Origin of the sequence: Pseudoxanthomonas jiangsuensis (assembly GCF_010093185.1) — a bacterium.
GTDB lineage: Bacteria > Pseudomonadota > Gammaproteobacteria > Xanthomonadales > Xanthomonadaceae > Pseudoxanthomonas > Pseudoxanthomonas jiangsuensis.
Genome location: NZ_PDWL01000010.1, coordinates 69,993 through 90,247 on the forward strand (window position 1 = coordinate 69,993; position 20,255 = coordinate 90,247).

The window sequence follows — 20,255 nt, forward strand, 5'->3', positions numbered from 1 at the left end:
TAATCAGAGGACAACGGACATGGCACATTTCGAACTGATCGAGAAGATGGCTCCGAACGCGGTGATCAAGGTCATCGGCGTGGGCGGCGGCGGCGGCAATGCCGTGGCGCACATGGTCAACAGCAGCGTGGACGGGGTGGAGTTCATCACCGCCAACACCGACTCGCAGGCGATCAAGAACTGCGGCGCGAAGATGCAGCTGCAGCTGGGCGGCAACGTCACCAAGGGCCTGGGCGCGGGCGCCAACCCGGAAGTCGGCCGCCAGGCCGCGCTGGAGGACCGCGAGCAGATCATCGCCGCGCTGGACGGCGCCGACATGGTGTTCATCACCGCCGGCATGGGCGGCGGCACCGGCACCGGCGCCGCGCCGGTGGTGGCGCAGCTGGCCAAGGAGATGGGCATCCTGACCGTGGCCGTGGTCACCAAGCCGTTCCCGTTCGAGGGCCGCCGGCGCATGCAGGTCGCGCTCAAGGGCATCGAGGAACTGTCGGCGCACTGCGACTCGCTGATCACCATCCCCAACGAGAAGCTGATCACCGTCCTCGGCCGCAACGCGACCATGATCCAGGCCTTCCGCGCCGCCAACGACGTGCTCCAGGGCGCGGTCCAGGGCATCGCCGACCTGATCGTGCGCCCGGGCCTGATCAACGTCGACTTCGCCGACGTGCGCACCGTCATGTCCGAGATGGGCCTGGCGATGATGGGCACCGGCACCGCCCGCGGCGACGACCGCGCCCAGGCCGCGGCCGAGTCAGCGATCCAGAATCCGCTGCTGGACGACGTCAACCTGGCCGGCGCCAACGGCATCCTGGTCAACATCACCGCCGGCCCCGACTTCACCATGGCCGAGTTCGACGAGATCGGCCGCACCGTCGAGGGCTTCGCCTCGGAGGACGCGACCGTGGTGGTCGGCACCGTGCTCGACCCGGACATGCAGGACGAGGTGCGGGTGACCGTGGTTGCCACCGGCCTGAACCGCGCCGTCGCCCGCCAGCCGGTGCGCGACCGCGAGTTCGGCGGCCGCGCCGACTTCTCCGGTCGCCAGGAGAGCGTGCGCGCGCCGGTGCGCCTGGTCCGCGACGGCACCACCGGCCTGCCGATCGACGACGCCTTCGCCGCCGATCCGGTGGCCGGCGCGGTCGGCAGCCTGGGTCTGCGCCGCAGCGGTGCCAGCGCCGCCGCCGGCAGCGCCACGGTTTCGGCCGGCGCGCCGCAGGCCGCCGAGCTGCCGAACGACTACCTGGACATTCCGGCCTTCCTGCGCCGCCAGGCGGACTGAGGCGACGGCAACACGGTCCGCGACGGAGCAGTCCTTCGCGGCCGGCACCACCCGGGGACGCGCCCGCCATGGCGCGTCGCGGTCCCGGTGTCCTTCGTCCACTTGCTGCCGGGCCGCGAGGCCCGGCAGGTTTTAGGGCGTCGCGACAGCCCGAAAGCCGTGTGCCCCAAGCGTTTCGGTGGTTCCACTCGGCCATGATTCAGCCAGTTGCGTGTTATTCTCATCGCCTTCACGCGACAGCCCCCGCATTCCGTCGCAGGTGATCCCATGACCCGGCAGCGCACCCTCAAGAACACCATCCGCGCCACCGGCGTGGGCCTGCACAGCGGTAACAAGGTCTACATGACCCTGCGCCCGGCCCCGGCCGATCACGGCATCGTGTTCCGCCGCACCGACCTGGAGCCGGTGGTCGAGGTCCCCGCGTCCGCCGGCCTGGTCACCGAGACCACCCTGTGCACCGGCCTGACCTGCGGCGAGGCCAAGATCCAGACCGTCGAGCACCTGATGTCGGCCGCCGCCGGCCTGGGCATCGACAACATGATCGTGGAGCTGTCCTCGGCCGAGTTGCCGATCATGGACGGTTCCTCCGGTCCGTTCGTTTTCCTCCTGCAGTCGGCCGGGATCGCCGAGCAGGCCACGCCCAAGCGTTTCATCCGCATCCTCAAGGACGTGGAAGTGCGCGATGGCGACAAGGTCGCCCGCTTCTCGCCGCACGACGGGTACCGGCTGGACTTCACCATCCAGTTCGATCATCCGATGATCCCGGCGCGGCAATCGCGGCACACCCTGGAGTTCTCCACCGCCGCGTACATCAAGGAGATCTCCCGCGCCCGCACCTTCGGCTTCATGCGCGACCTGGAATACATGCGCGAGCTGAACCTGGGCCTGGGCGGCTCGATGGACAACGCCATCGTCCTGGACGAGTTCCGCGTGCTCAACGACGACGGCCTGCGCTACGCCGACGAGTTCGTGCGTCACAAGATCCTCGACGCGATCGGCGACCTGTACCTGGTCGGCGGCCCGATCCTGGGCGCCTACGAGGGCTACAAGTCCGGCCACGCGCTCAACAACAAGCTTGCCCGCGCTCTGCTGGCCGACGCCAGCGCCTGGGAGAGCGTCAGTTTCGAAGGCCCGGCCGCGGTCGCCCCGCTGGCCTACGGCACGCCCGCGCTGGCCTGAGCCGATCCCCGATCGTCATCCCCGCGAAGGCGGGGATCCAGCGACTTCAAGCCATTGAAAGCAAAGGCACTGGATCCCCGCCTTCGCGGGGATGACGCGTGAATGCTGGGCATGAAGGTCGACTGCCGGGAATGACGAGCTGAACAAGCCTGTCCCGGGACAGTTTCCCGAACCGTGAACCGCAGCGGCGCAAGGCTGCGCTTATAACGAATATTTAACTATTCGCTAACGACGTGACGGCGATGTGAGGCTAGGATGCCCCGCAGGTTGGCCGGGGATGACGCAACGCTACGTTGCATCCGGCCCGGTTCCAGACCCCGGGGGTGGACCCCCGGAGCCTGCCAGGGAATCCCCGGGAAGGGGTTCCCGCAAGGATGCCAATGCGTCGCCCACGGCTTTGCGGGCGGTCGCTGAAACCGGGGGAACCGCTGTCTTCGCCTCGCGCGGCTGCAGCGGCACGGTGGTCGTTTTGATGATGACTGCAGTGGGGTTCAGCCCGACGGAGCGGGCCGCATCGAGGAGACCGGCTTCTGCCAGGCGCAGCCGCGCATGCCAGATCGGTGAATCGGTGACAAAAACGAGCTGACCGCCGGTCACGTTGGCCAACCGGCAATGGGGCGCCAGCCCCGGCGGCAGCAGGGGACGCAATTGCTGGTCCAGCGCATCGAGCCAGAGGGCTCGGCGCAACGGGGCACCAGTATCGCCCGCCATCGCGGCCTCGGCCGCGGGAAGCGGACCGGTCGCCCGGCGTGCGTTGGGCTTCGAATCAGGCATACCTAAAGCATGAGCTACAAATTCATCGTAAGGAACCCGCGTGACGCCCGCGCGAAAGGCTGGCAGGGCAGGCTGCAGAACTTCGGGGCGCAGCGCCCCGGCCTGATGCTCGGGGCCGTGCTGGCCACCGGTGTCGCCCTCGGTTTCGGCGCCAGCGCCGGGGTCGGCCTGGCCGGCGCCTCGCAGGTGGAATCGAGGATGGCGCGGCAGCAGCAGGAGCTGGAGCAGGTCCGCCGCCAGTCGCAGCAGGAGATCAACGCCCTGGCCGCGCGCCTGGGCGAACTGCAGGCCCAGGCCAACCGCCTCAACGCGCTCGGCGAGCGCCTGACCGAGGCCGGCCAGCTGGAGGACGGCGAGTTCGACTTCCAGAACTCGCCCGGCCAGGGCGGTGCCGAGGCGCCGCGCGACATGCCCCTGCCGGAGCTGACCTCGGGCCTGGACGACATCGAGCGCCAGCTCGCCGCCTCCGGCCGGCAGCTGTCGGTGATGGAGTCCCTGCTGTTCGACCAGCAGTTGGAGAACAACGCGGTGCCCTCGCGCTCGCCGGTGCGGCGCAGCTACATCACCTCCGGCTTCGGCCGGCGCGCCGATCCGTTCGGCCGCGGCGGCCAGTTCCACAAGGGCATCGACTTCGACGCCAACGTCGGCGACCCGGTCATGTCGGTGGCCGACGGCGTGGTCAGCTTCGCCGGCACCCGCAGCGGCTACGGCAGCACGGTCGAGGTCGACCACGGCAACGGCTACGTCACCCGCTACGCGCACAACTCGCGGCTGACGGTGAAGGCCGGCGACCTGGTCCGCGCCGGCCAGCAGGTGGCCAAGGCCGGTTCGACCGGCCGCTCCACCGGCGCCCACGTCCATTTCGAGGTGTGGGAGAACGGCAACGTGGTCAACCCGCGCAAGTTCCTCGGCGACGGCCGCGCCCCGGTGGCCCGTACCGGCCGCGGCTGAGCCGCGCCACCGCCGCATCGCCCGAAGGCCCGTCCCCGCGAGGGGGCGGGCCTTTTCGTTGCCCCTTTAGGAGCCGGTCTTGCCGGCGACCGTGGAGGCGGACGCACCAATGGCGCCCGGTTTCACGCACACGCTTCCACCATGGCGGTCGCCGGCAAGACCGGCTCCTACAAGGGGAACCCCGGCGGGATCCAGCGGTCGCATGCGTTCGCCGGCCGCCTTGAGATCGCCGTCCGGCGTCCCCAAGCTACAATGGCAAGTTGCCGCGGACGGGGGCGCAGTGCGCCTGTGCCGTCCGCGGGTCGCCCATGGCCGACCATGAGCGGCCCCAGGCGTTCATTCCCAACCGGCATTCTCGATGATCAACAAACTGCTCACCCGTGTCTTCGGCAGCCGCAACGACCGGCTCCTGCGCCAGCTGGACCGCATCGTCGCCAAGGTCAACGCCCTCGAACCGGAGATGCAGCAGCTCTCCGACGAGGCCCTGAAGGCCAAGACCCCGGAGTTCCAGCAGCGGATCGCCGGCGGGGAAGCGCTCGACAAGGTCCTGCCCGAGGCCTTTGCCGTCTGCCGCGAGGCCAGCCGCCGGGTGCTGGGCATGCGCCACTACGACGTGCAGCTGATCGGCGGCATGGTCCTGCACCTGGGCAAGATCGCCGAGATGCGCACCGGCGAGGGCAAGACCCTGGTCGGTACCCTGCCGGTGTACCTCAACGCCCTGGAAGGCAAGGGCGTGCACGTGGTCACCGTCAACGACTACCTGGCCCGCCGCGACGCGGCCTGGATGGGCAAGCTCTACAACTGGCTGGGCCTGAGCGTGGGCGTGGTCTACCCGGGCATGCCGCACTCGGACAAGAAGGAAGCCTACGCCGCAGACATCACCTACGGCACCAACAACGAGTTCGGCTTCGACTACCTGCGCGACAACATGGCGCTGAGCAAGGCCGACCGCTTCCAGCGTGGCCTGCACTACGCCATCGTCGACGAGGTCGACTCGATCCTGATCGACGAGGCCCGCACCCCGCTGATCATCTCCGGCCCGGCCGACGAGTCGCCGGAGCTGTACATCCGGGTCAACCGGATCGTGCCGCAGCTCAAGCGCCAGGAAGTGGAGGACGGCATCGGCGACTTCTGGGTCGACGAGAAGGGCAAGCAGGTGCACCTGTCCGAGGCCGGCATGGAGCACGCCGAGTCGCTGCTGCGCCGTGCCGGGATCCTGGCCGAGGAAGACAGCCTGTACGGCGCCAACAACCTCTCGGTCGTGCACCACCTCAACGCCGCCCTGCGCGCGCACGCGCTGTTCCAGCGCGACGTGGACTACATCGTCCGCGACGGCGAGGTGGTGATCGTCGACGAGTTCACCGGCCGCACCCTGGCCGGCCGCCGCTGGTCCGACGGCCTGCACCAGGCGGTGGAGGCCAAGGAGGGCGTGCAGGTCCAGCGCGAGAACCAGACGCTGGCCAGCATCACCTTCCAGAACCTGTTCCGCATGTACAAGAAGCTGTCCGGCATGACCGGCACGGCGGATACCGAGGCCTACGAGTTCCAGAGCATCTACGGCCTGGAAGTGGTGGTGATCCCGACCCACAAGCCGGTCCAGCGCAAGGACCATCCCGACCAGGTGTTCCTCAACCGCGAGGGCAAGTTCCGCGCGGTGCTGGCCGACATCCAGGACTGCCACGAGCGCGGCCAGCCGGTGCTGGTGGGCACCACCTCGATCGAGACCTCGGAGATGCTCTCCGACTTCCTGCGCAAGGCCGGCGTGGCCCACGAGGTGCTCAATGCCAAGCAGCACGAGCGCGAGGCCCAGATCGTGGCCAACGCCGGCCGCCCGGGCGCGGTGACCATCGCCACCAACATGGCCGGCCGCGGCACCGACATCGTGCTCGGCGGCTCGCAGGAAGCCGAGCTGCAGGAGCTGGGCGAGGACGCCAGCGAGGCCGACAAGGCCAAGGTCAAGGCCGAGTGGCAATGGCGCCACGACAAGGTCAAGGCCGCCGGCGGCCTGCACATCATCGGCACCGAGCGGCACGAGAGCCGCCGCATCGACAACCAGCTGCGCGGCCGCTCCGGCCGCCAGGGCGACCCGGGCTCGTCCCGCTTCTACCTGTCGCTGGAAGACAACCTGATGCGGATCTTCGCCTCCGACTGGGTCCAGAAGGCCATGCGCCTGATGGGCATGAAGGAGGACGACGTGATCGAGGACAAGCTGGTCAGCCGCCAGATCGAGAAGGCCCAGCGCAAGGTCGAGGCCCACAACTTCGACATCCGCAAGAACCTGCTGGACTTCGACGACGTCAACAACGACCAGCGCAAGGTGATCTACGCCCAGCGCGACGAGCTGCTGGAGGCCGATTCGGTCAAGGACAACGTCGACGGCATCCGCGGCGACGTGATCAACGAGCTGGTCGTCCGCTTCGTGCCGCCGGAGTCGGTGGACGAGCAGTGGGACCTGCCGGGCCTGGAGGCCGCGCTGGAAGGCGAGCTGGGCCTGTCGCTGGACCTGCAGGGCCTGGCCAAGGGCACCGAGGAGCTGGACGCCGAGGGCATCGAGCGCCACGTGCAGGAGGCGGTCGACGCCCTGTTCGCGCACAAGGAAGCCCAGCTCGGCGCCGAGACCGCGCGCGCGCTGGAGAAGCACATCATGCTCAACGTGCTCGACCAGAGCTGGAAGGAGCACCTGGCGCGCATGGACTACCTGCGCCAGGGCATCTACCTGCGCGGCTACGCCCAGAAGCAGCCCAAGCAGGAATACAAGAAGGAAGCCTTCGAGCTGTTCTCGGAGATGCTGGACAACGTCAAGCGCCAGGTGGTGACCCTGCTGGCGCGGGTGCGCATCCGGACCGAGGAGGAGATCGCCGCGCTGGAGGCCCAGGAGCGCGCCCAGGCCGAGGCGCGCCTGCGCCAGGCCCAGTTCCAGCACGCCGAGAGCGGCGGCTACGGCGCCGACGAGGAAGCGGCCCAGGTCCAGGCCCGCGCCGCGGCCGGCACGGTCCTGCGCGAGGCGCCCAAGGTCGGCCGCAACGACCCGTGCCCCTGCGGCAGCGGCAAGAAGTACAAGCACTGCCACGGCCAGCTGGAGTAACTCCAGGAAGGGCACCTTCTCCCGCAGGGAGAAGGGAAAACCGGCGCGCTGCCGGGTAAGCTCCTCCCATGGATACCCCCGTGCGCTCCATCCACGTCGTCGCCGGCGTCCTCATCGACGCCCGCGGCCGGGTGCTGCTCGCGCGCCGCGGCCAGGACAGCGACCTGGCCGGCCTGTGGGAATTCCCCGGCGGCAAGCGCGAGCCCGGCGAGAGCTCGGAACAGGCCCTCGTCCGGGAACTGCAGGAAGAGCTCGGCATCGACGCCGAGATCGGCGACGCCCTGATCGAGGTGCCGCAGGAATATCCGGGCAAGCGCCTGCGCCTGGAAGTGCGGGCCGTCCCGCGCTGGAAGGGCACGCCCCGCGGCCGCGAAGGCCAGGCCCTGACCTGGGTCGCGCCGGAACGCCTGGCGCGCTACTCGATGCCCTCGGCCGACGTGCCGGTGGTCGGGGCGCTGCGCCAGCCCGACCGCTACCTGGTCACGCCCGAGCCCGGCATCGACCATGGCGCCTGGCTGGAGGGCCTCGAGGCGGCCCTGGCGTCCGGCATCCGCCGGGTGCAGCTGCGCGCGCGCGGGCTGGCGATCGCCGCCATGGCGGAGCCGCCAGGGGTCGCCGCAGGGTCCGGGTCCCCGGGCGATGAGGGTCATCGAACCGGAGACGCCATCGGCGTGGCGGAGGCGGTCGCCGTGCGGGCGCCGCGTCGTACCGCGACGGCCTGGCGCAGCCTGGCCGAAGCCGCGCACGACCGCTGCCGCGCCGCCGGCGCCGAGCTGCTGCTCAACCGCGACATCGCCCTGGCCGCCGAGTTGGGCTGCGGCGTGCATCTGGGCAGCGAACAGCTGGCCATGTTGCAGGCGCGGCCGCTGCCGGCGGACGTCCCGGTCGGCGCCTCCTGCCATACCCTGGCCGAACTTGAAGCCGCGCAAAGCCTGGGCTGCGACTTCGCCGTGCTTGGTCCCTTGCGCGACACCGCGACCCATCCGGGCGCGCCTTCGCTGGGCTGGGACGGTTTCGTGCGCCTGCGCGAGCAGGTCGGCCTGCCGATCTACGCCATCGGCGGCCTGGCCCCGGACGACATCGCCGAAGCCCGGCGCCAGGGCGCCCAGGGCATCGCCGCCATCCGCAGCCTCTGGCCCGCCCCCTTGTAGGAGCCGGTCTTGCCGGCGACCGTGGAGGCGGACGCATCGTTGGCACCCGGTTTCACGCAGATATCCCCGCCATGGCGGTCGCCGGCAAGACCGGCTCCTACAAGGGGAATCCCGCCAGCTCGCGGTAACGCGCATCCAGGGTCGCCACCATCGCATCCAGGTGCTCCGGATGGCCGTCGTTGACGATCACGTCGTCGGCGATCGCCGCTCGCGCCTCGCGCGTGGCCTGGGCGGCGATCATGCGCGAGGCCAGCGCCTCGTCCACCCCGTCGCGCCGCATCAGCCGCGCATGCTGCACGTGCACCGGCGCATCCACCACCAGGATCCGGTCCACCCAGGGATAGGCCGCCCGCCCGCCGGCCTCGACCAGCAACGGCACCGCCGCGATCGCATAGGGTCCGGCCGCCGTCCGGCACTGCGCTTCCAGCCGCGCCCGGATCGCCGGGTGGGTGATGGCTTCCAGCGCCCGCCGTTCGCCGGCGTCGGCGAAGATCCGCTCGCGCAACCGGCGCCGGTCCAGGGTGCCGTCGGCCAGCAGGATGTCCGCGCCGAAGCGCTCCGCGATCGCGGCCAGCGCCGGCTGCCCCGGCTCGACCACTTCGCGCGCCGCCACGTCGGCATCGGCCACGTGCACCCCCAGCGCCTCGAAGCGCCGGGTGACCTCGCTCTTGCCGGAGGCCACGCCGCCGGTCAGGCCGATGATGAAATCGCTCATGCGTTCGGGCGGATGTCCGGTCTCCCGGCTCCCACGGAGGGAGCTACGCCGCGGCCAGATCGAGGCGGCCGACCCGGTCCAGGTCGACGTGCTGTCGCGCGACCCATAGGTCGTGGGCATCCTGCATCGCCAGCCAGCTTTCGGGCGAACGGCCGATCGACTTGGACAGGCGAAGCGCCATTTCCGGACTGAGGCGGCTGGTGCCCTTGAGAATCCGACTGAGGGTGGAAGCAGCCACGTCCAGCTTTCCCGCCAGTTCGCGGCCGCTGATGCCGTTGGGCTCCAGATAGACCGCGGAGATGAACTCGCCCGGATGGGGAGGGTTGTGCATGGCCATCAGTGATAATCCTCGTAGTCTAGGACGTACGTACCATGTTGCGCATCACGCAACAACTGGCTGCGCTTTTGTAGGAGCCGGTCTTGCCGGCGACCGCCATGGCGGATACGTCTGCGTGAAACCGGTTGCCATTGAAGCCTCCGCCTCCACGGTCGCCGGCAAGACCGGCTCCTACAGTCCGGCCAGGCGCAGGTACGCCCCCAGCATCTGCTCGCCCCAGAAGAAGACGATCCAGCCGGCGATGGCCAGGTACGGGCCGAACGGGATCGGCGTGGCGCGGTCGCGGCCCTGCGAGGCCAGCCAGATCGAGCCGACGATCGCCCCCACCAGCGAGGACAGCAGGATGATCGGCAGGATGCCCTTCAGCCCGACCCAGGCGCCCAGCGCCGCCAGCAGCTTGAAGTCGCCGTGGCCCATGCCCTCCTTGCCGGTCAGCTGCTTGAACAGCCACCACACGCTCCACAGCGACACGTAGCCGGCGATGGCGCCCAGCAGGGCCGGCTTGGCCGGCATGTACAGGTTGTCCAGGCTGGCGACCAGGCCCAGCCACATCAGCGGCAGGGTCAGCTGGTCCGGCAGCAGCCGGGTGCGCAGGTCGATGCCCGACAGCGCCACCAGGAACCAGGTCAGGACCATCGCCCCGAAGCCCTGCCAGCCGAAGCCGAAGCGCCACACGCAGGCCACCGTCAGCAGGCCGGTCAGCAGTTCCACCAGCGGGTACTGCACCGAGATCTTCTGCCCGCTGTAGCGCGAGCGCCCGCGCAGCATCAGCCAGCTCAGGACCGGGATGTTCTCCCACCACTTGAGCCGGTCGCCGGTGACCGGGTCGTGCGAAGGCTCGACCACGATCCCGGGCGGCGGCGGGTCGTACAGCTCCGGCTGCTCCAGGATCTCGCGTGCGTCCCGCTTCCACTCCCATTCCAGGCGCCGCGGCAGGCGCAGGATGACCACGTTGAGGAAGCTGCCCACCGCCAGGCCGACGCCGGCGGCGAGCGGGTAGCCCAGGAGGGGTTGGGTGTCGAGGAAGGCCATGCGTATGTGTTCCTATTCCAGGACGTTGATGGCCAACCCGTGGCTTGCCTTCGCCAATCGCCCGTCGTTCGTCCACAGGGCCTGGCAGCCGTGATGCTGTGCGCAGGAAAGGTGCAGCGCGTCCGGCGTCTTCAGGCCGAAACGCGCGCGCAATTCGGCCGCCTGCAGGTACACGTCTTCGGGCATGTCCAGAAGCAGCAGCCTGGCCAGTGCGGCTTCGTAGCTGCGCTGCAGGACGAGGTTGCCGCTGCGCATCGGCCCGACCAGGCATTCGAGCTTCACCAGCGGCGAAACCGCGAAGCGGTGGCCGGCCTGGGCGTCCATCCTTTCCAGGATGCGCTGCGCACGGTCCGGGCTGCCCTCATGGGCATGGATCAGTACGCATGCATCGAGGAAGATCAATCCCAAGCGTCGCGCTCCACCGCGATGTCGGCATCGATCTGGGCCATGCTGCGCCTCGCGTGCGCGGGGACGGGATTGGCGCGCAGCCAGGCAACGACCTCTCCCGCCTCGCCCGGCTGGCGCACCTTGCCCGTACCGCGCTGGCGCACCGGCACCAGCCGGGCCACCGGTTCGCCGCGATTGGCGATCACCACCTCCTCGCCGGCCTGGACGGCCTTGACGAGTTCGGACAGTCGGGTCTTCGCTTCGAGCATGTTGACCTGGGTCATGGCTGCATCCTAGTCAACTTGGTCAACTTGGTCAACTGGCTGCCTGGCAATGCCGCTTGGCCGCACCCGCGCCGCGGCCAAGGACGGATCGCGCGCTGCCTTTGGATCAGATCGTCGCGGCCAGCTTGAAGATGGGCAGGTACATGCCGATCACCATCGAGCCGACCACGCCGCCGATGAAGATCATGATCATCGGCTCGAGCAGGCTGCTCAGCGCGTCGACCGCGTTGTTCACTTCCTGCTCGTAGTACTCGGCGACCTTGAACAGCATGGTGTCCAGCGCGCCGGCCTCCTCGCCGATGGCCGCCATCTGGATGACCATGTGCGGGAACAGGTTGGTCTGCTTCATCGCCAGGTTGACCGGATAGCCGACCGAGACGTCGTCGCGGATGCGGTACACCGCCTTCTCGTAGACGCTGTTGCCGGTTGCGCCGGCCACCGATTCCAGCGCCTCCACCAGCGGCACGCCGGCCTTGAAGGTCACCGCCGTGGTGCGGGCGAAGCGGGCGATGGCGCTGTTGTGCATGATCTGGCCGATCACCGGGATCTTCAGGATCAGCCTGTCCAGGCCGTGCTGCATGGCCGGCGAGCGCTTGTAGAAGAACAGCAATGCGCTGATGCCGCCGACGATCACGATCAGGAAGGCCCACCAGTACGCGACCATGAAGCGTGACGCGCCGACGATCAGCTGTGTGAAGGCCGGCAGGTCCGCACCGAAGCTGGCGAAGGTGGCCTCGAACTGCGGCACGACGAAGATCAGCAGGATCGCGCTGACGATGATCGCCACGGCGATGACCGTGGCCGGGTAGAACAGCGCCTTCTTGATCTTGCCCTTCAGGGCCTCGATGTTCTCCTTGTAGTTGGCGATGGTGTCGAGCACCGTCTCCAGCACGCCCGCGCTTTCGCCGGCGCGCACAAGGTTGCGGTACAGCTCGTCGAACTGGACCGGATGCTTGCTGATCGACTCGTACAGCGAGGAGCCGCCCTCGATGTCGGTGCGGATCTGGTCGACCATCGCCTTCATCCGCGGGTTCTTCTGGCCGCCGCCGATGATCTCCAGCGAGGCCACGATCGGCACGCCGGACTTCATCATGGTGGCCATCTGCCGGCTGAAGAAGGCGATGTCCTTGGGAGTGATGACCTTGCCGGCGCTGCCGAACAGCGGCTTGGGCTTGGGCTTGACCACACCCGGGGTGATGCCCTGGCGGCGCAGCTCGGCCTTGAGCATGTTGGCGTTCTTGGCCAACTGCTCGCCCTTCATCTTCATGCCGCGCTTGTCGGTGCCCTCCCAGACGAAGGGGGCCAACTGGCTGGTCGCCCGATCCACGGGGGCGGGCGCGGTCTTCCTCACGGCACTGCGGGTCGCGGACATGCTCTTGGTCTCCCCACCGGCATTCCCCGCGCCGGCACGTCCGCCGCATGGTAGCCGTTAATTTGACGCCTGACACGCCACCCCCATCACGCTTCTATATATGTGTGCCACCCCCGGCCCTCCGCCTCCCTTTGTAGGAGCCGGTCTTGCCGGCGACCGCCATCCCCGCCTCCCAGTGTCCCATCCGACAGATGTAGGACTTCAAGCCGCGGCACTTATTCCTGAATACGAGCCAAGAGCTATCAGCCGAGAACGTAAGGCCTAGAAAGTGACTAAAAACGTCAACAACTGACCTAAAACGTCACATCCACCCCTGTGCCCTCGATCACACCCCAACTGTGTCCGCCCGCCGGTCCCCATCCGCCGATGACTGGTAGGATGCGCAGGCCGCCAGGTGCCAGAGAGTTGGCACATAATCTGCGTACCTACCGGCACGTGGCCCCGGCTGCGCATAACCCGCGTTCCGGCAAGGGACACGGGATCCAGATAGGCAAAGTGTCCCTTCCACCCAACCGCTCTAGGGGAAATGTATGAAGAAGAACATGCAGGGCTTCACCCTGATCGAACTGATGATCGTGATCGCGATCATCGCCATCCTGGTGGCCATCGCGCTGCCGGCCTACCAGGACTACACCATCCGTACCAAGGCCGGTGAGGGTCTGAGCGTGGCTGCTGGCGCCAAGCTGGCTGTGGCCGAGACCGCGCAGTCCCTGGGTAGCCTGTCCTCGGTGACCCAGACCAATGCCGGTTACAGCTTCAGCGCTTCGAAGTACGTGGCTTCCGTCTCCATCGCCAACGGCGGCACCATCAACGTGGCCACCCAGAGCACCGGCGCCACCAGCGACATCACCTTCACCATCACCCCGTCGGCGGCTGACGGCCGCATCGACTGGACCTGCGTCGGTGGCGGCACCACCAAGCCGTCGCAGCTGCCGGCCAGCTGCCGCGGTTCCTGAGTCAAGCTTTTCCGTTTGAAAGAAGCCCCGGCAATGCCGGGGTTTTTTTTGTCGGCATCTCCTATGATGGGCCGGGGAAACAAGGGCAGCCATATGAAGAAATACCTGACCAGCGCGCCAGGTGCCTACCTGGTGATCGTGGTGTTGGTGCTGCTGGCGTACGGGCTGGTGATTGAGAACGGATATGTCTGGGACGACCGCTATTTCCTGGTCGACTACACTTGGATAGACACCATCCCGGATGCGATCAAGGCTTCGCTGCAGCCGCTGTTCGGGCAGCGCGCCTATGTGCGCCCCTTGGCGTTGTTCACCCTTTACCTGGAGGCGATCGCGAGCGGTCGCAACCCGGCGGTCTCGCACGCGGTCAATCTGCTGCTGCACCTGCTCAGCAGCCTGCTGGTCTATGTGATCGCCCGTCGCGCCTGGGCTGATTCCATGCAGGGCAGGGGCGGCTGGGTGTCGCTGCTGGCCGGGGCGCTGTTCGCCGTCCATCCGGCCCTGACCGAGAACGTGGCCTGGATTTCCTCTCGCTTCGACCTGCTTGCGACCCTGTTCGCGCTTGCGGCGATCTGGCTGGCGGGCTCGCGTGTGGCCGACTGGCCGCGTGCATTCGGCGTGGCCGGGCTGTTCTTCCTAGCGGCGCTCTGTAAGGAAAGCGTGGCGGTTCTGCCAGCCGTACTCGGCGGGCTTGCCATGTTCCAGGCCGCCAGTCTCGCAGGGCGGCCGCGCCTGCACCTGGCCGACGCCTTCACCGCGCGCCAGCTGAAACTGTACCTGCTGCTGTTTGCGGCAGGCGTCGCATATCTGCTGGTCCGCCACCAGGTCCTGTCCGGCGCCCAACTCCTCCAGTACGCGCCCGCGAGCCTGGAGCAGCACCTAGTGTGGATGGGCGTGTCCCTGTACGAATATGCAAAGCTTACCCTGATCCCCTTCGTGGGCAATTCGCCGCACCACAGCTTCCTTTGGCACGAGGGGATGGGCTTCGGTGATTACTGGCAAAAGGCCAGCCTCGGCTTTGCCCTGCTGGTGCTGGCCCTGGGCCTGGCGGCGGGCCGCAGGCGCGCCGGCTGGTGGCTGCTGCTGTGGCTGACCTGCTTCCTGCCGGTGCTGCATCTGATTCAGCTGACCATCGGCGGCAATATCGTCCACCAGCGTTTCATGTACTTGCCCACGGCTGTCCTGATCGGCTTCTCGCCCTATGCGCTCGTCTCGCTGCGCCTGAGTGAGGTGGGTGCGCGTGCCGCCGTGGCCATCTCCTGGTTGCTGGTGGCGCTGTCGGTTTTGGTGTGCAACACGATCGTGCCAGCGTGGAAGAATGACATGACCTTGTGGAAGTGGACGGTAGCCATGGATCCCGGCTCGGTGGAAGCCCGGGAGAACCTGATCTGGTCTTATCTGGAGGCCGGCATGTTCGACGAGGCCAATGAACAGATGACGTTCATCCGCGAGCACGGTATGCGCACGACCGCCACGGTCGCGGTCAACATGGGCGTGGCCCATTACCGCCGGGGCGAGTTCGAGCAGGCGGACTTCTACTATGAGATCGCGCGGGACGCGAGCGACACGATGCCCAAGGACCAGCAGGCGCGCCTGCTGTCGAACATGTCGATCAATTATGCGGTGCAGGGAAAGGCGGGGCTCGCGGGCAAGACCATTATCGACTCGCTGGTGCTGGACCCGCGCAATACCATGGCCCTGTCCCACCTGATCGGCTACTGCCCCGGCGTCGAGTTGCGCCTGGATGAGTACAAGCCCGAAGAGGTTGCCCGGGCCAGGGAAGGTTCGAACGTGACACGACAGGTGGTATCGGAGCGCCAGCCCGGCTTGCTCAAATCTCTCTCCCTCTGCCCGCCCGCGGGCGGCAGCAACCGTTGGAGATGAGTCCCGCCTCGGCTGCAGGTGCAACGGTTGACGTGGATGGTCGGGAGCAAGCTGGCGCACTTTTGTGCGACCACATGTGGGGTGATGAGTGACAAATGCCGGCAAAGATGAGCTTTCGCAGGAGGAGCGTCTTGCCGCGCGCCTTGCGATCGTGGTGATCGCCGTCTCCATCGTGGCCCTCCTGGTGACCCGGCTCGGTCGCCAGGAGGGCCTCTCCCTGTACCAGTACGCGTACTTCTACCAGCAGTTCTTCTACGAGGATTACGTCCACGCACTCGCCGTGCTTGTTGCCACCGCCGCCGCGCTTGCCCTGGCCCCGCTGCGCGCCGGACTGGACCGGCTGGCAGGGTATGTTGACGCCCATCCCTGGCGCACCTCGGCCATGGCGTTCGTCGTCCTGCTTGCCGCTGCGAAGTATGTCTACCAGGGCCATCCCTACTCGATGGACGAATTCGCGCCGGTCCTGCAGGCGCACGCATTCGCGAGCGGAGATCTGGCGGCCAGGTACCCCCCGGGCATATTCAACCTGATCATTCCCCCGATGTTCCACGGCTGGTTCTTCCAGGTGGATTCCTCGGCGGGAGCAGCCGTCTCGGCCTACTGGCCCGGGCTTGCCCTGTTGCTGGCACCGCTCACCTGGCTGCACCTGGAATCCTGCCTCAACCCCGCGCTCTCGGCGCTGGCACTTTGGCTCATCGGTGACCTGGCGGTGCGGCTGTCCGGCAATCCGCGCAGCAGGGGCTGGGCCATGCTGGTGGCCCTGGCCTCGCCACAGTTCACGGTCAACGCGATCTCGTTCTACGCGATGCCGGCCTTGCTGGCCTTTAACCTTCTTTTCGTCTGGCTGCTGGTGCGCCCGCGCCCTGGCTGGCGTTGGGCACTGGCTGCAGGGGTGGTCGGCAGTTTCGCCCTAGTCCTGCACAACCCTGTGCCACATGCGCTCATCGCTATGCCCGCGATGCTGTGGCTGGTCGCATCGAGGTCACGGCGGACCGACCTTCTCGCCCTGCTGGCTGGATACCTGCCGCTCGGCCTGCTCCTCGGCCTTGGTTGGCCGATGCTGGTGGCGTCAGCCGGCCTGGGGAGCGGGGTGAACGATGGCGCCGTTGACCCGGGGTTCATCCAGCAATGGACCCATAAGCTCAGTCAGGTGCTCAGCCTGCCGGATGCGAACGTCCTGCTGGTGCGCTGGTATTCGCTGTGGAAGACATGGATATGGGCGTGCCCCGGCGCCATCGTCCTGGCCCTGCTCGGGAGCAGAAGTTTGCAGGGGGCCGTACTGCTGTGGGGGGCATTCCTGCTGACGATGGGGTTCTACTTCCTGGTTCCCTACGATCAGGGATTCGGATGGGGATACCGGTACATCCACTCTGCATGGATGGTTGTACCGCTTGCTGCCGGCGTCTGGTTGGCCACGCAAGAAGGGGCAAGGCGTGCCTTGGGAATCTCGCTTGTTGTTGCTGGCCTGCTGGCGACCCCGGTCTTCATGTGGAGTACGCAACAGAGGATTTCCTCAGCGATCGCCCAGAAGATCGATCCCCCGGCATCGGGCAGTTGGGTCGTATTCGTAGCCATGAAGCCGGGCCATCCGACCGCCGAGCTGGTTCAGAACTACCCGGACAGGCCTGGAGTGACATATCTCTTCAGCCGCGGAGAGCAGGTCGATGCAAGCCTGATGCAGGCTATCGCCCCTGGTTCCGCGCGTGTGGCCGCCGACGGACGTGGATCGCTTTGGCAACTGCCGCCTGGTGGCGCGCAGCAGTAAGGGAAGTTCGGGATGCACGGGAAGAAGAAAGCTGTGACCGACCCTGGAGAATCGATGGAACTCACCATACTCATGCCCTGCCTAAATGAAGCGGAGACGGTGGCTACATGCGTACGCAAGGCGGTGGGTTTCCTCCGGGCGCACGGGGTCAGCGGTGAGGTGATCGTGGCCGACAACGGCTCCACGGACGGCTCGCAGCAGTTCGCCATCGAGGCCGGTGCCCGGGTGGTTCCCGTGGCCGCGCGCGGCTATGGCGCGGCCTTGCAGGGGGGGATTGCGGCGGCACGGAGTAGGTTCGTGGTCATGGGCGACGCGGATGACAGTTACGACTTCTCCGCGTTGGAGGACATGCTGGACAAGCTCAGGGCCGGGAATGACCTGGTCATGGGCAACCGCTTCGCCGGGGGAATCGAGAAGGGCGCAATGCCCTTCCTGCACCGCTGGCTTGGCAATCCGGTGCTGAGTTTCATTGGCCGCCTGTTCTACCGGAACAGGATCAGCGATTTCCATTGCGGACTGCGTGGCTTCCGCCTGGAGGCGATGCGGGACCTGCGCCTGAACTCCGATGGCATGGAGTTCGCCAGTGAGATGGTGGTCAAGTCCGCGCTCAACGGGCTGTCCATCGCCGAGGTGCCGGTGCGGCTTTACCCCGATGGGCGTAGCCGGCCGCCGCACCTGCGGACCTGGCGTGACGGCTGGCGACATCTGCGCTTCCTGCTGCTGCATAGCCCGCGCTGGTTGTTTGTAGTGCCCGGCCTCGCCCTGCTGGGCGTCGGCGGCTTGCTGATGGCCACCGTTGGCCTGCAGCCTGTCTTTATTCTGGGCAAGGGCCTGGACATCCATACCCTAGCCTACGCGGGATCGATGGTGGTCCTTGGCGTGCAGATGCTGATGTTCGGCACCCTGGTCACCGCGCTCGGGGTGAGGGCGGGGTGGCTTCCCCCCGAACAGGCAGGCCTGGGTTGGCTGCGCGGGATCCGGCTCGAACATGGCCTGGTAGTGGCGACTGGGCTCTTCTTGGTCGGACTGGCTGCGGCCGGCTATGCCGTGCATCTCTGGGCCGAGGTTGGTTATTCCGCGCTTGATCCACGGGTGACGATGCGCTGGGTTGTTCCATCGGTGACATGCATGGCGATCGGCGGCGAGCTGGCGCTCGGTGCCTTCTTCCTCGAGGTTTTGCGGGTGCCGTGGGTCGGTGATAGGGGGGCGATCCATGGCTAGGCCCCTGCGCATCGGTGTCATCGGCCTGGGTTGGGTGGCAACCCATCGGCACGTCCCGGCCATCCGCCGCTGTGGGCGCTTCGAGTTGGCCGGTGTGGCGGACCGGAACCCCGACTCGGCCCGGCGCTGGGGCGAACGGCTTGGCGTGCGCCACTGTACGGCTTCGGCGGCCGAACAGATCGACTGGCTGGATGAAGTCGACGCACTCGACGTGGCCACATCGCCGATGTCGCATCACGGGCTCATCCTGGGCGCTCTCCAGCGTGGCAAGCATGTGATCACGGAGAAGCCCTTCGCGATGTCGCGACAGGAGGGGCGCGAGCTCGAGGCAGCTGCCAGTGAATCAGGACTCACGCTCAATATCGTCCACAACTTCCAGTTCGCACCGGCAACCCGGAAGCTACTGCGTGACCTCGATTCCGGTCGCATCGGCCCGGTGCGGTCGATCGTGGCCACCCAGTGGGGCAATCCCTCGCGACGCCTTCCGGTCTGGTACCAGCAGTTGCCCGGCGGACTGTTCTATGACGAAAGTCCGCACCTGCTCTATCTGATGCGCAGGCTAGCGGGGGGCGAACTGCGGCTGCAGGCGGTGGATGCCTGCCCCAGCACTACTGGCAACGCCACGCCTTCGAGCGTCGACGTGGCCTATCGGGTGGCGCTGCCGCATGGCGAGATTCCGGTCACGATGAGCTGCCGGTTCGAGTCGCCCCTCAGCGAGTGGCATGTGGCCGTGCTCGGCGACAAGGGCGCCGGCCTACTGGATGTCTTCCGCAACATCTACATCTACCTGCCAAACGACGGGGCCCACGGAGTCGTGCAGGTGGTGAGGACGTCGGCGTCCGCCACTTTGTCGCACTGGCTGCAGCACCTGACCAATGGGCCGGCCCATTTCGCTGGCCGGCTGCTTTACGGAAACGAGCAGGTCTTCAGCGATTTCGGTGACGCAATCTGTTCCATTGTGCCCTCCCCGCATACGTCCGCCACAGATGCACGTGGGGTTCTGGAGATGCAGTGGGACATCCTGGAAGCCAGGAGAGAGAAGTGATAGCTCCTTCCGAGCTGTACCGTCGGCTGGCCGCCACGGCGCCTTGCCAGCCTACAACCAATTACTGGCGTGCCATCGAGCTGGATGCCGTTCAACGCCATGGCCAGCCAGCGAGCAGGGTACTTGACCTAGGGTGCGGGGACGGCAAGCTGACCCTCATCTTGATGGACGCGCTCGGCAACGCGCACAACCGCGATTGGGTGGGCCTGGACCCGGATCCGGAGGAGACCCGGTTCGCCACCGAAACGGGGATCTATTCCAAGATCCACACCTGCGGTGGTGATGTGGTGCCCGAGCCGGACGCTTCGTTCGACCTGGGGTTCTCCAATTCAGTGCTGGAGCATATCCCGGACATCGAATCGATATTCAGGGAAATGTCGCGCCTTCTGGTCATTGGAGGGCGGTTCGTGTTCACGGTCCCTTCGAGCATCTTCTATGCTTGCCTGAAGGGGGCAGTACTGGGGCGCAAGAGCAGCGCCTACCTGTCCTCCATCAATGCCCCCTGCGCCTACCTGCGCTACTCCGCGGTAGACGAATGGGAGCGCATGCTGGCCAAGGTGCGAATCTCGCTGGTGGGCAGCTCCGAGTACCTCAGCCAGAAGCAGGTCAGGTGGTGGGGGTTCGTTTCCAATGCCAGCGCAGGTCTTCTCTACCGGCTGCGCGGCAGTACGGTGCGACCTATTGAAATACAGCGGAGCCTGCGCATGCGCAGCGAGAAAGTTAGGCCGGTCGACAGGATCGCGGCGCTCCTGGCCCGGCTGACCCCGCTTGGCGCCGGTTTCGCGTCGGTGGACACAGGTTCTGCAGGTTGCTCGCTCATCGAGGCCAGGAAGGACTGAAA

17 protein-coding genes and 2 pseudogenes are annotated in these 20,255 nt (G+C 67.3%); 12 read left to right on the forward strand and 7 right to left on the reverse strand.

Going from position 1 to position 20,255, the window contains the following annotated elements:
- Nucleotides 1-19: 19 nt before the first annotated feature.
- Together ftsZ and lpxC are read left to right on the forward strand one after the other, a co-directional pair.
- Nucleotides 20-1,279: a cell division protein FtsZ gene (gene ftsZ / locus CSC62_RS08125; RefSeq protein ID WP_162405679.1), complete on the forward strand. Its 1,260-nt coding sequence runs from the start codon at nt 20-22 to the stop codon at nt 1,277-1,279.
- 267 nt (nt 1,280-1,546) lie between these two features.
- Entirely contained in the window at nt 1,547-2,458 is a 912-nt protein-coding gene (gene lpxC, locus CSC62_RS08130) for a UDP-3-O-acyl-N-acetylglucosamine deacetylase (RefSeq protein WP_162405680.1), read from the forward strand.
- Nucleotides 2,459-2,746: 288 nt separating this feature from the next.
- Here the strand turns inward: lpxC and CSC62_RS08135 are convergent, their stop codons facing one another.
- Nucleotides 2,747-3,232 carry a DciA family protein gene (locus CSC62_RS08135; RefSeq protein WP_162405681.1) on the reverse strand — a complete coding sequence of 162 codons (486 nt, stop codon included), beginning with the start codon at nt 3,230-3,232 and terminating at the stop codon, nt 2,747-2,749.
- Between the two features lie 9 nt (nt 3,233-3,241).
- Between CSC62_RS08135 and CSC62_RS08140 the strand changes: the two genes are divergently transcribed.
- The 4 genes and pseudogenes from CSC62_RS08140 to CSC62_RS18245 form a co-directional block, all read left to right on the forward strand.
- Nucleotides 3,242-4,183: a M23 family metallopeptidase gene (locus tag CSC62_RS08140; protein ID WP_162405682.1), complete on the forward strand. Its 942-nt coding sequence runs from the start codon at nt 3,242-3,244 to the stop codon at nt 4,181-4,183.
- 358 nt (nt 4,184-4,541) lie between these two features.
- Nucleotides 4,542-7,268 (forward strand): preprotein translocase subunit SecA, encoded by a 2,727-nt coding sequence (gene secA / locus CSC62_RS08145; RefSeq protein WP_162405683.1) that lies wholly within the window; start codon nt 4,542-4,544, stop codon nt 7,266-7,268.
- A gap of 68 nt (nt 7,269-7,336) precedes the next feature.
- Nucleotides 7,337-7,858: pseudogene (gene mutT, locus CSC62_RS18240) on the forward strand (8-oxo-dGTP diphosphatase MutT); the annotation flags it as partial.
- Nucleotides 7,859-7,954: 96 nt separating this feature from the next.
- Nucleotides 7,955-8,419, forward strand: a pseudogene (locus CSC62_RS18245) (thiamine phosphate synthase); the annotation flags it as partial.
- A 97-nt stretch (nt 8,420-8,516) separates the two neighbouring features.
- Here CSC62_RS18245 and coaE read toward each other — a convergent pair.
- The 6 genes from coaE to CSC62_RS08180 form a co-directional block, all read right to left on the reverse strand.
- Nucleotides 8,517-9,134 carry a dephospho-CoA kinase gene (coaE, locus tag CSC62_RS08155; protein WP_162405685.1) on the reverse strand — a complete coding sequence of 206 codons (618 nt, stop codon included), beginning with the start codon at nt 9,132-9,134 and terminating at the stop codon, nt 8,517-8,519.
- Nucleotides 9,135-9,177: 43 nt separating this feature from the next.
- Entirely contained in the window at nt 9,178-9,471 is a 294-nt protein-coding gene (locus CSC62_RS08160; protein ID WP_162405686.1) for a HigA family addiction module antitoxin, read from the reverse strand.
- A 171-nt stretch (nt 9,472-9,642) separates the two neighbouring features.
- Nucleotides 9,643-10,503 carry a prepilin peptidase gene (locus CSC62_RS08165; RefSeq protein WP_162405687.1) on the reverse strand — a complete coding sequence of 287 codons (861 nt, stop codon included), beginning with the start codon at nt 10,501-10,503 and terminating at the stop codon, nt 9,643-9,645.
- Between the two features lie 12 nt (nt 10,504-10,515).
- A complete protein-coding gene (locus tag CSC62_RS08170) occupies nt 10,516-10,911 on the reverse strand; it encodes a type II toxin-antitoxin system VapC family toxin (RefSeq protein ID WP_162405688.1) in 396 nt (131 codons plus the stop codon).
- Entirely contained in the window at nt 10,902-11,174 is a 273-nt protein-coding gene (locus CSC62_RS08175) for a type II toxin-antitoxin system Phd/YefM family antitoxin (RefSeq protein WP_162405689.1), read from the reverse strand. The genes CSC62_RS08170 and CSC62_RS08175 overlap by 10 nt, the downstream gene beginning before the upstream one ends.
- Nucleotides 11,175-11,280: 106 nt before the next feature.
- The gene (locus CSC62_RS08180; RefSeq protein ID WP_162405690.1) at nt 11,281-12,546 is read right to left on the reverse strand and encodes a type II secretion system F family protein; all 1,266 of its coding nucleotides are present in this window, start codon (nt 12,544-12,546) and stop codon (nt 11,281-11,283) included.
- Between the two features lie 530 nt (nt 12,547-13,076).
- On the opposite strand from CSC62_RS08180, the gene CSC62_RS18165 reads away from it, so the two are divergent.
- The 6 genes from CSC62_RS18165 to CSC62_RS08210 all read left to right on the forward strand — a co-directional run bounded on the left by CSC62_RS18165 (nt 13,077) and on the right by CSC62_RS08210 (nt 20,253).
- Entirely contained in the window at nt 13,077-13,502 is a 426-nt protein-coding gene (locus CSC62_RS18165; RefSeq protein WP_162405691.1) for a pilin, read from the forward strand.
- A gap of 93 nt (nt 13,503-13,595) precedes the next feature.
- Complete coding sequence (locus CSC62_RS08190) at nt 13,596-15,383, forward strand: hypothetical protein (protein WP_162405692.1); 1,788 nt, start codon at nt 13,596-13,598, stop codon at nt 15,381-15,383.
- 88 nt (nt 15,384-15,471) lie between these two features.
- Complete coding sequence (locus tag CSC62_RS08195; protein ID WP_162405693.1) at nt 15,472-17,148, forward strand: hypothetical protein; 1,677 nt, start codon at nt 15,472-15,474, stop codon at nt 17,146-17,148.
- Between the two features lie 12 nt (nt 17,149-17,160).
- The gene (locus CSC62_RS08200; protein ID WP_211368954.1) at nt 17,161-18,369 is read left to right on the forward strand and encodes a glycosyltransferase family 2 protein; all 1,209 of its coding nucleotides are present in this window, start codon (nt 17,161-17,163) and stop codon (nt 18,367-18,369) included.
- A complete protein-coding gene (locus CSC62_RS08205) occupies nt 18,362-19,414 on the forward strand; it encodes a Gfo/Idh/MocA family protein (protein ID WP_162405694.1) in 1,053 nt (350 codons plus the stop codon). The genes CSC62_RS08200 and CSC62_RS08205 overlap by 8 nt, the downstream gene beginning before the upstream one ends.
- Nucleotides 19,411-20,253 (forward strand): class I SAM-dependent methyltransferase, encoded by an 843-nt coding sequence (locus CSC62_RS08210; protein WP_162405695.1) that lies wholly within the window; start codon nt 19,411-19,413, stop codon nt 20,251-20,253. Before CSC62_RS08205 ends, CSC62_RS08210 begins: the two co-directional genes overlap by 4 nt.
- The last annotated feature ends 2 nt before the right edge of the window (nt 20,254-20,255 follow it).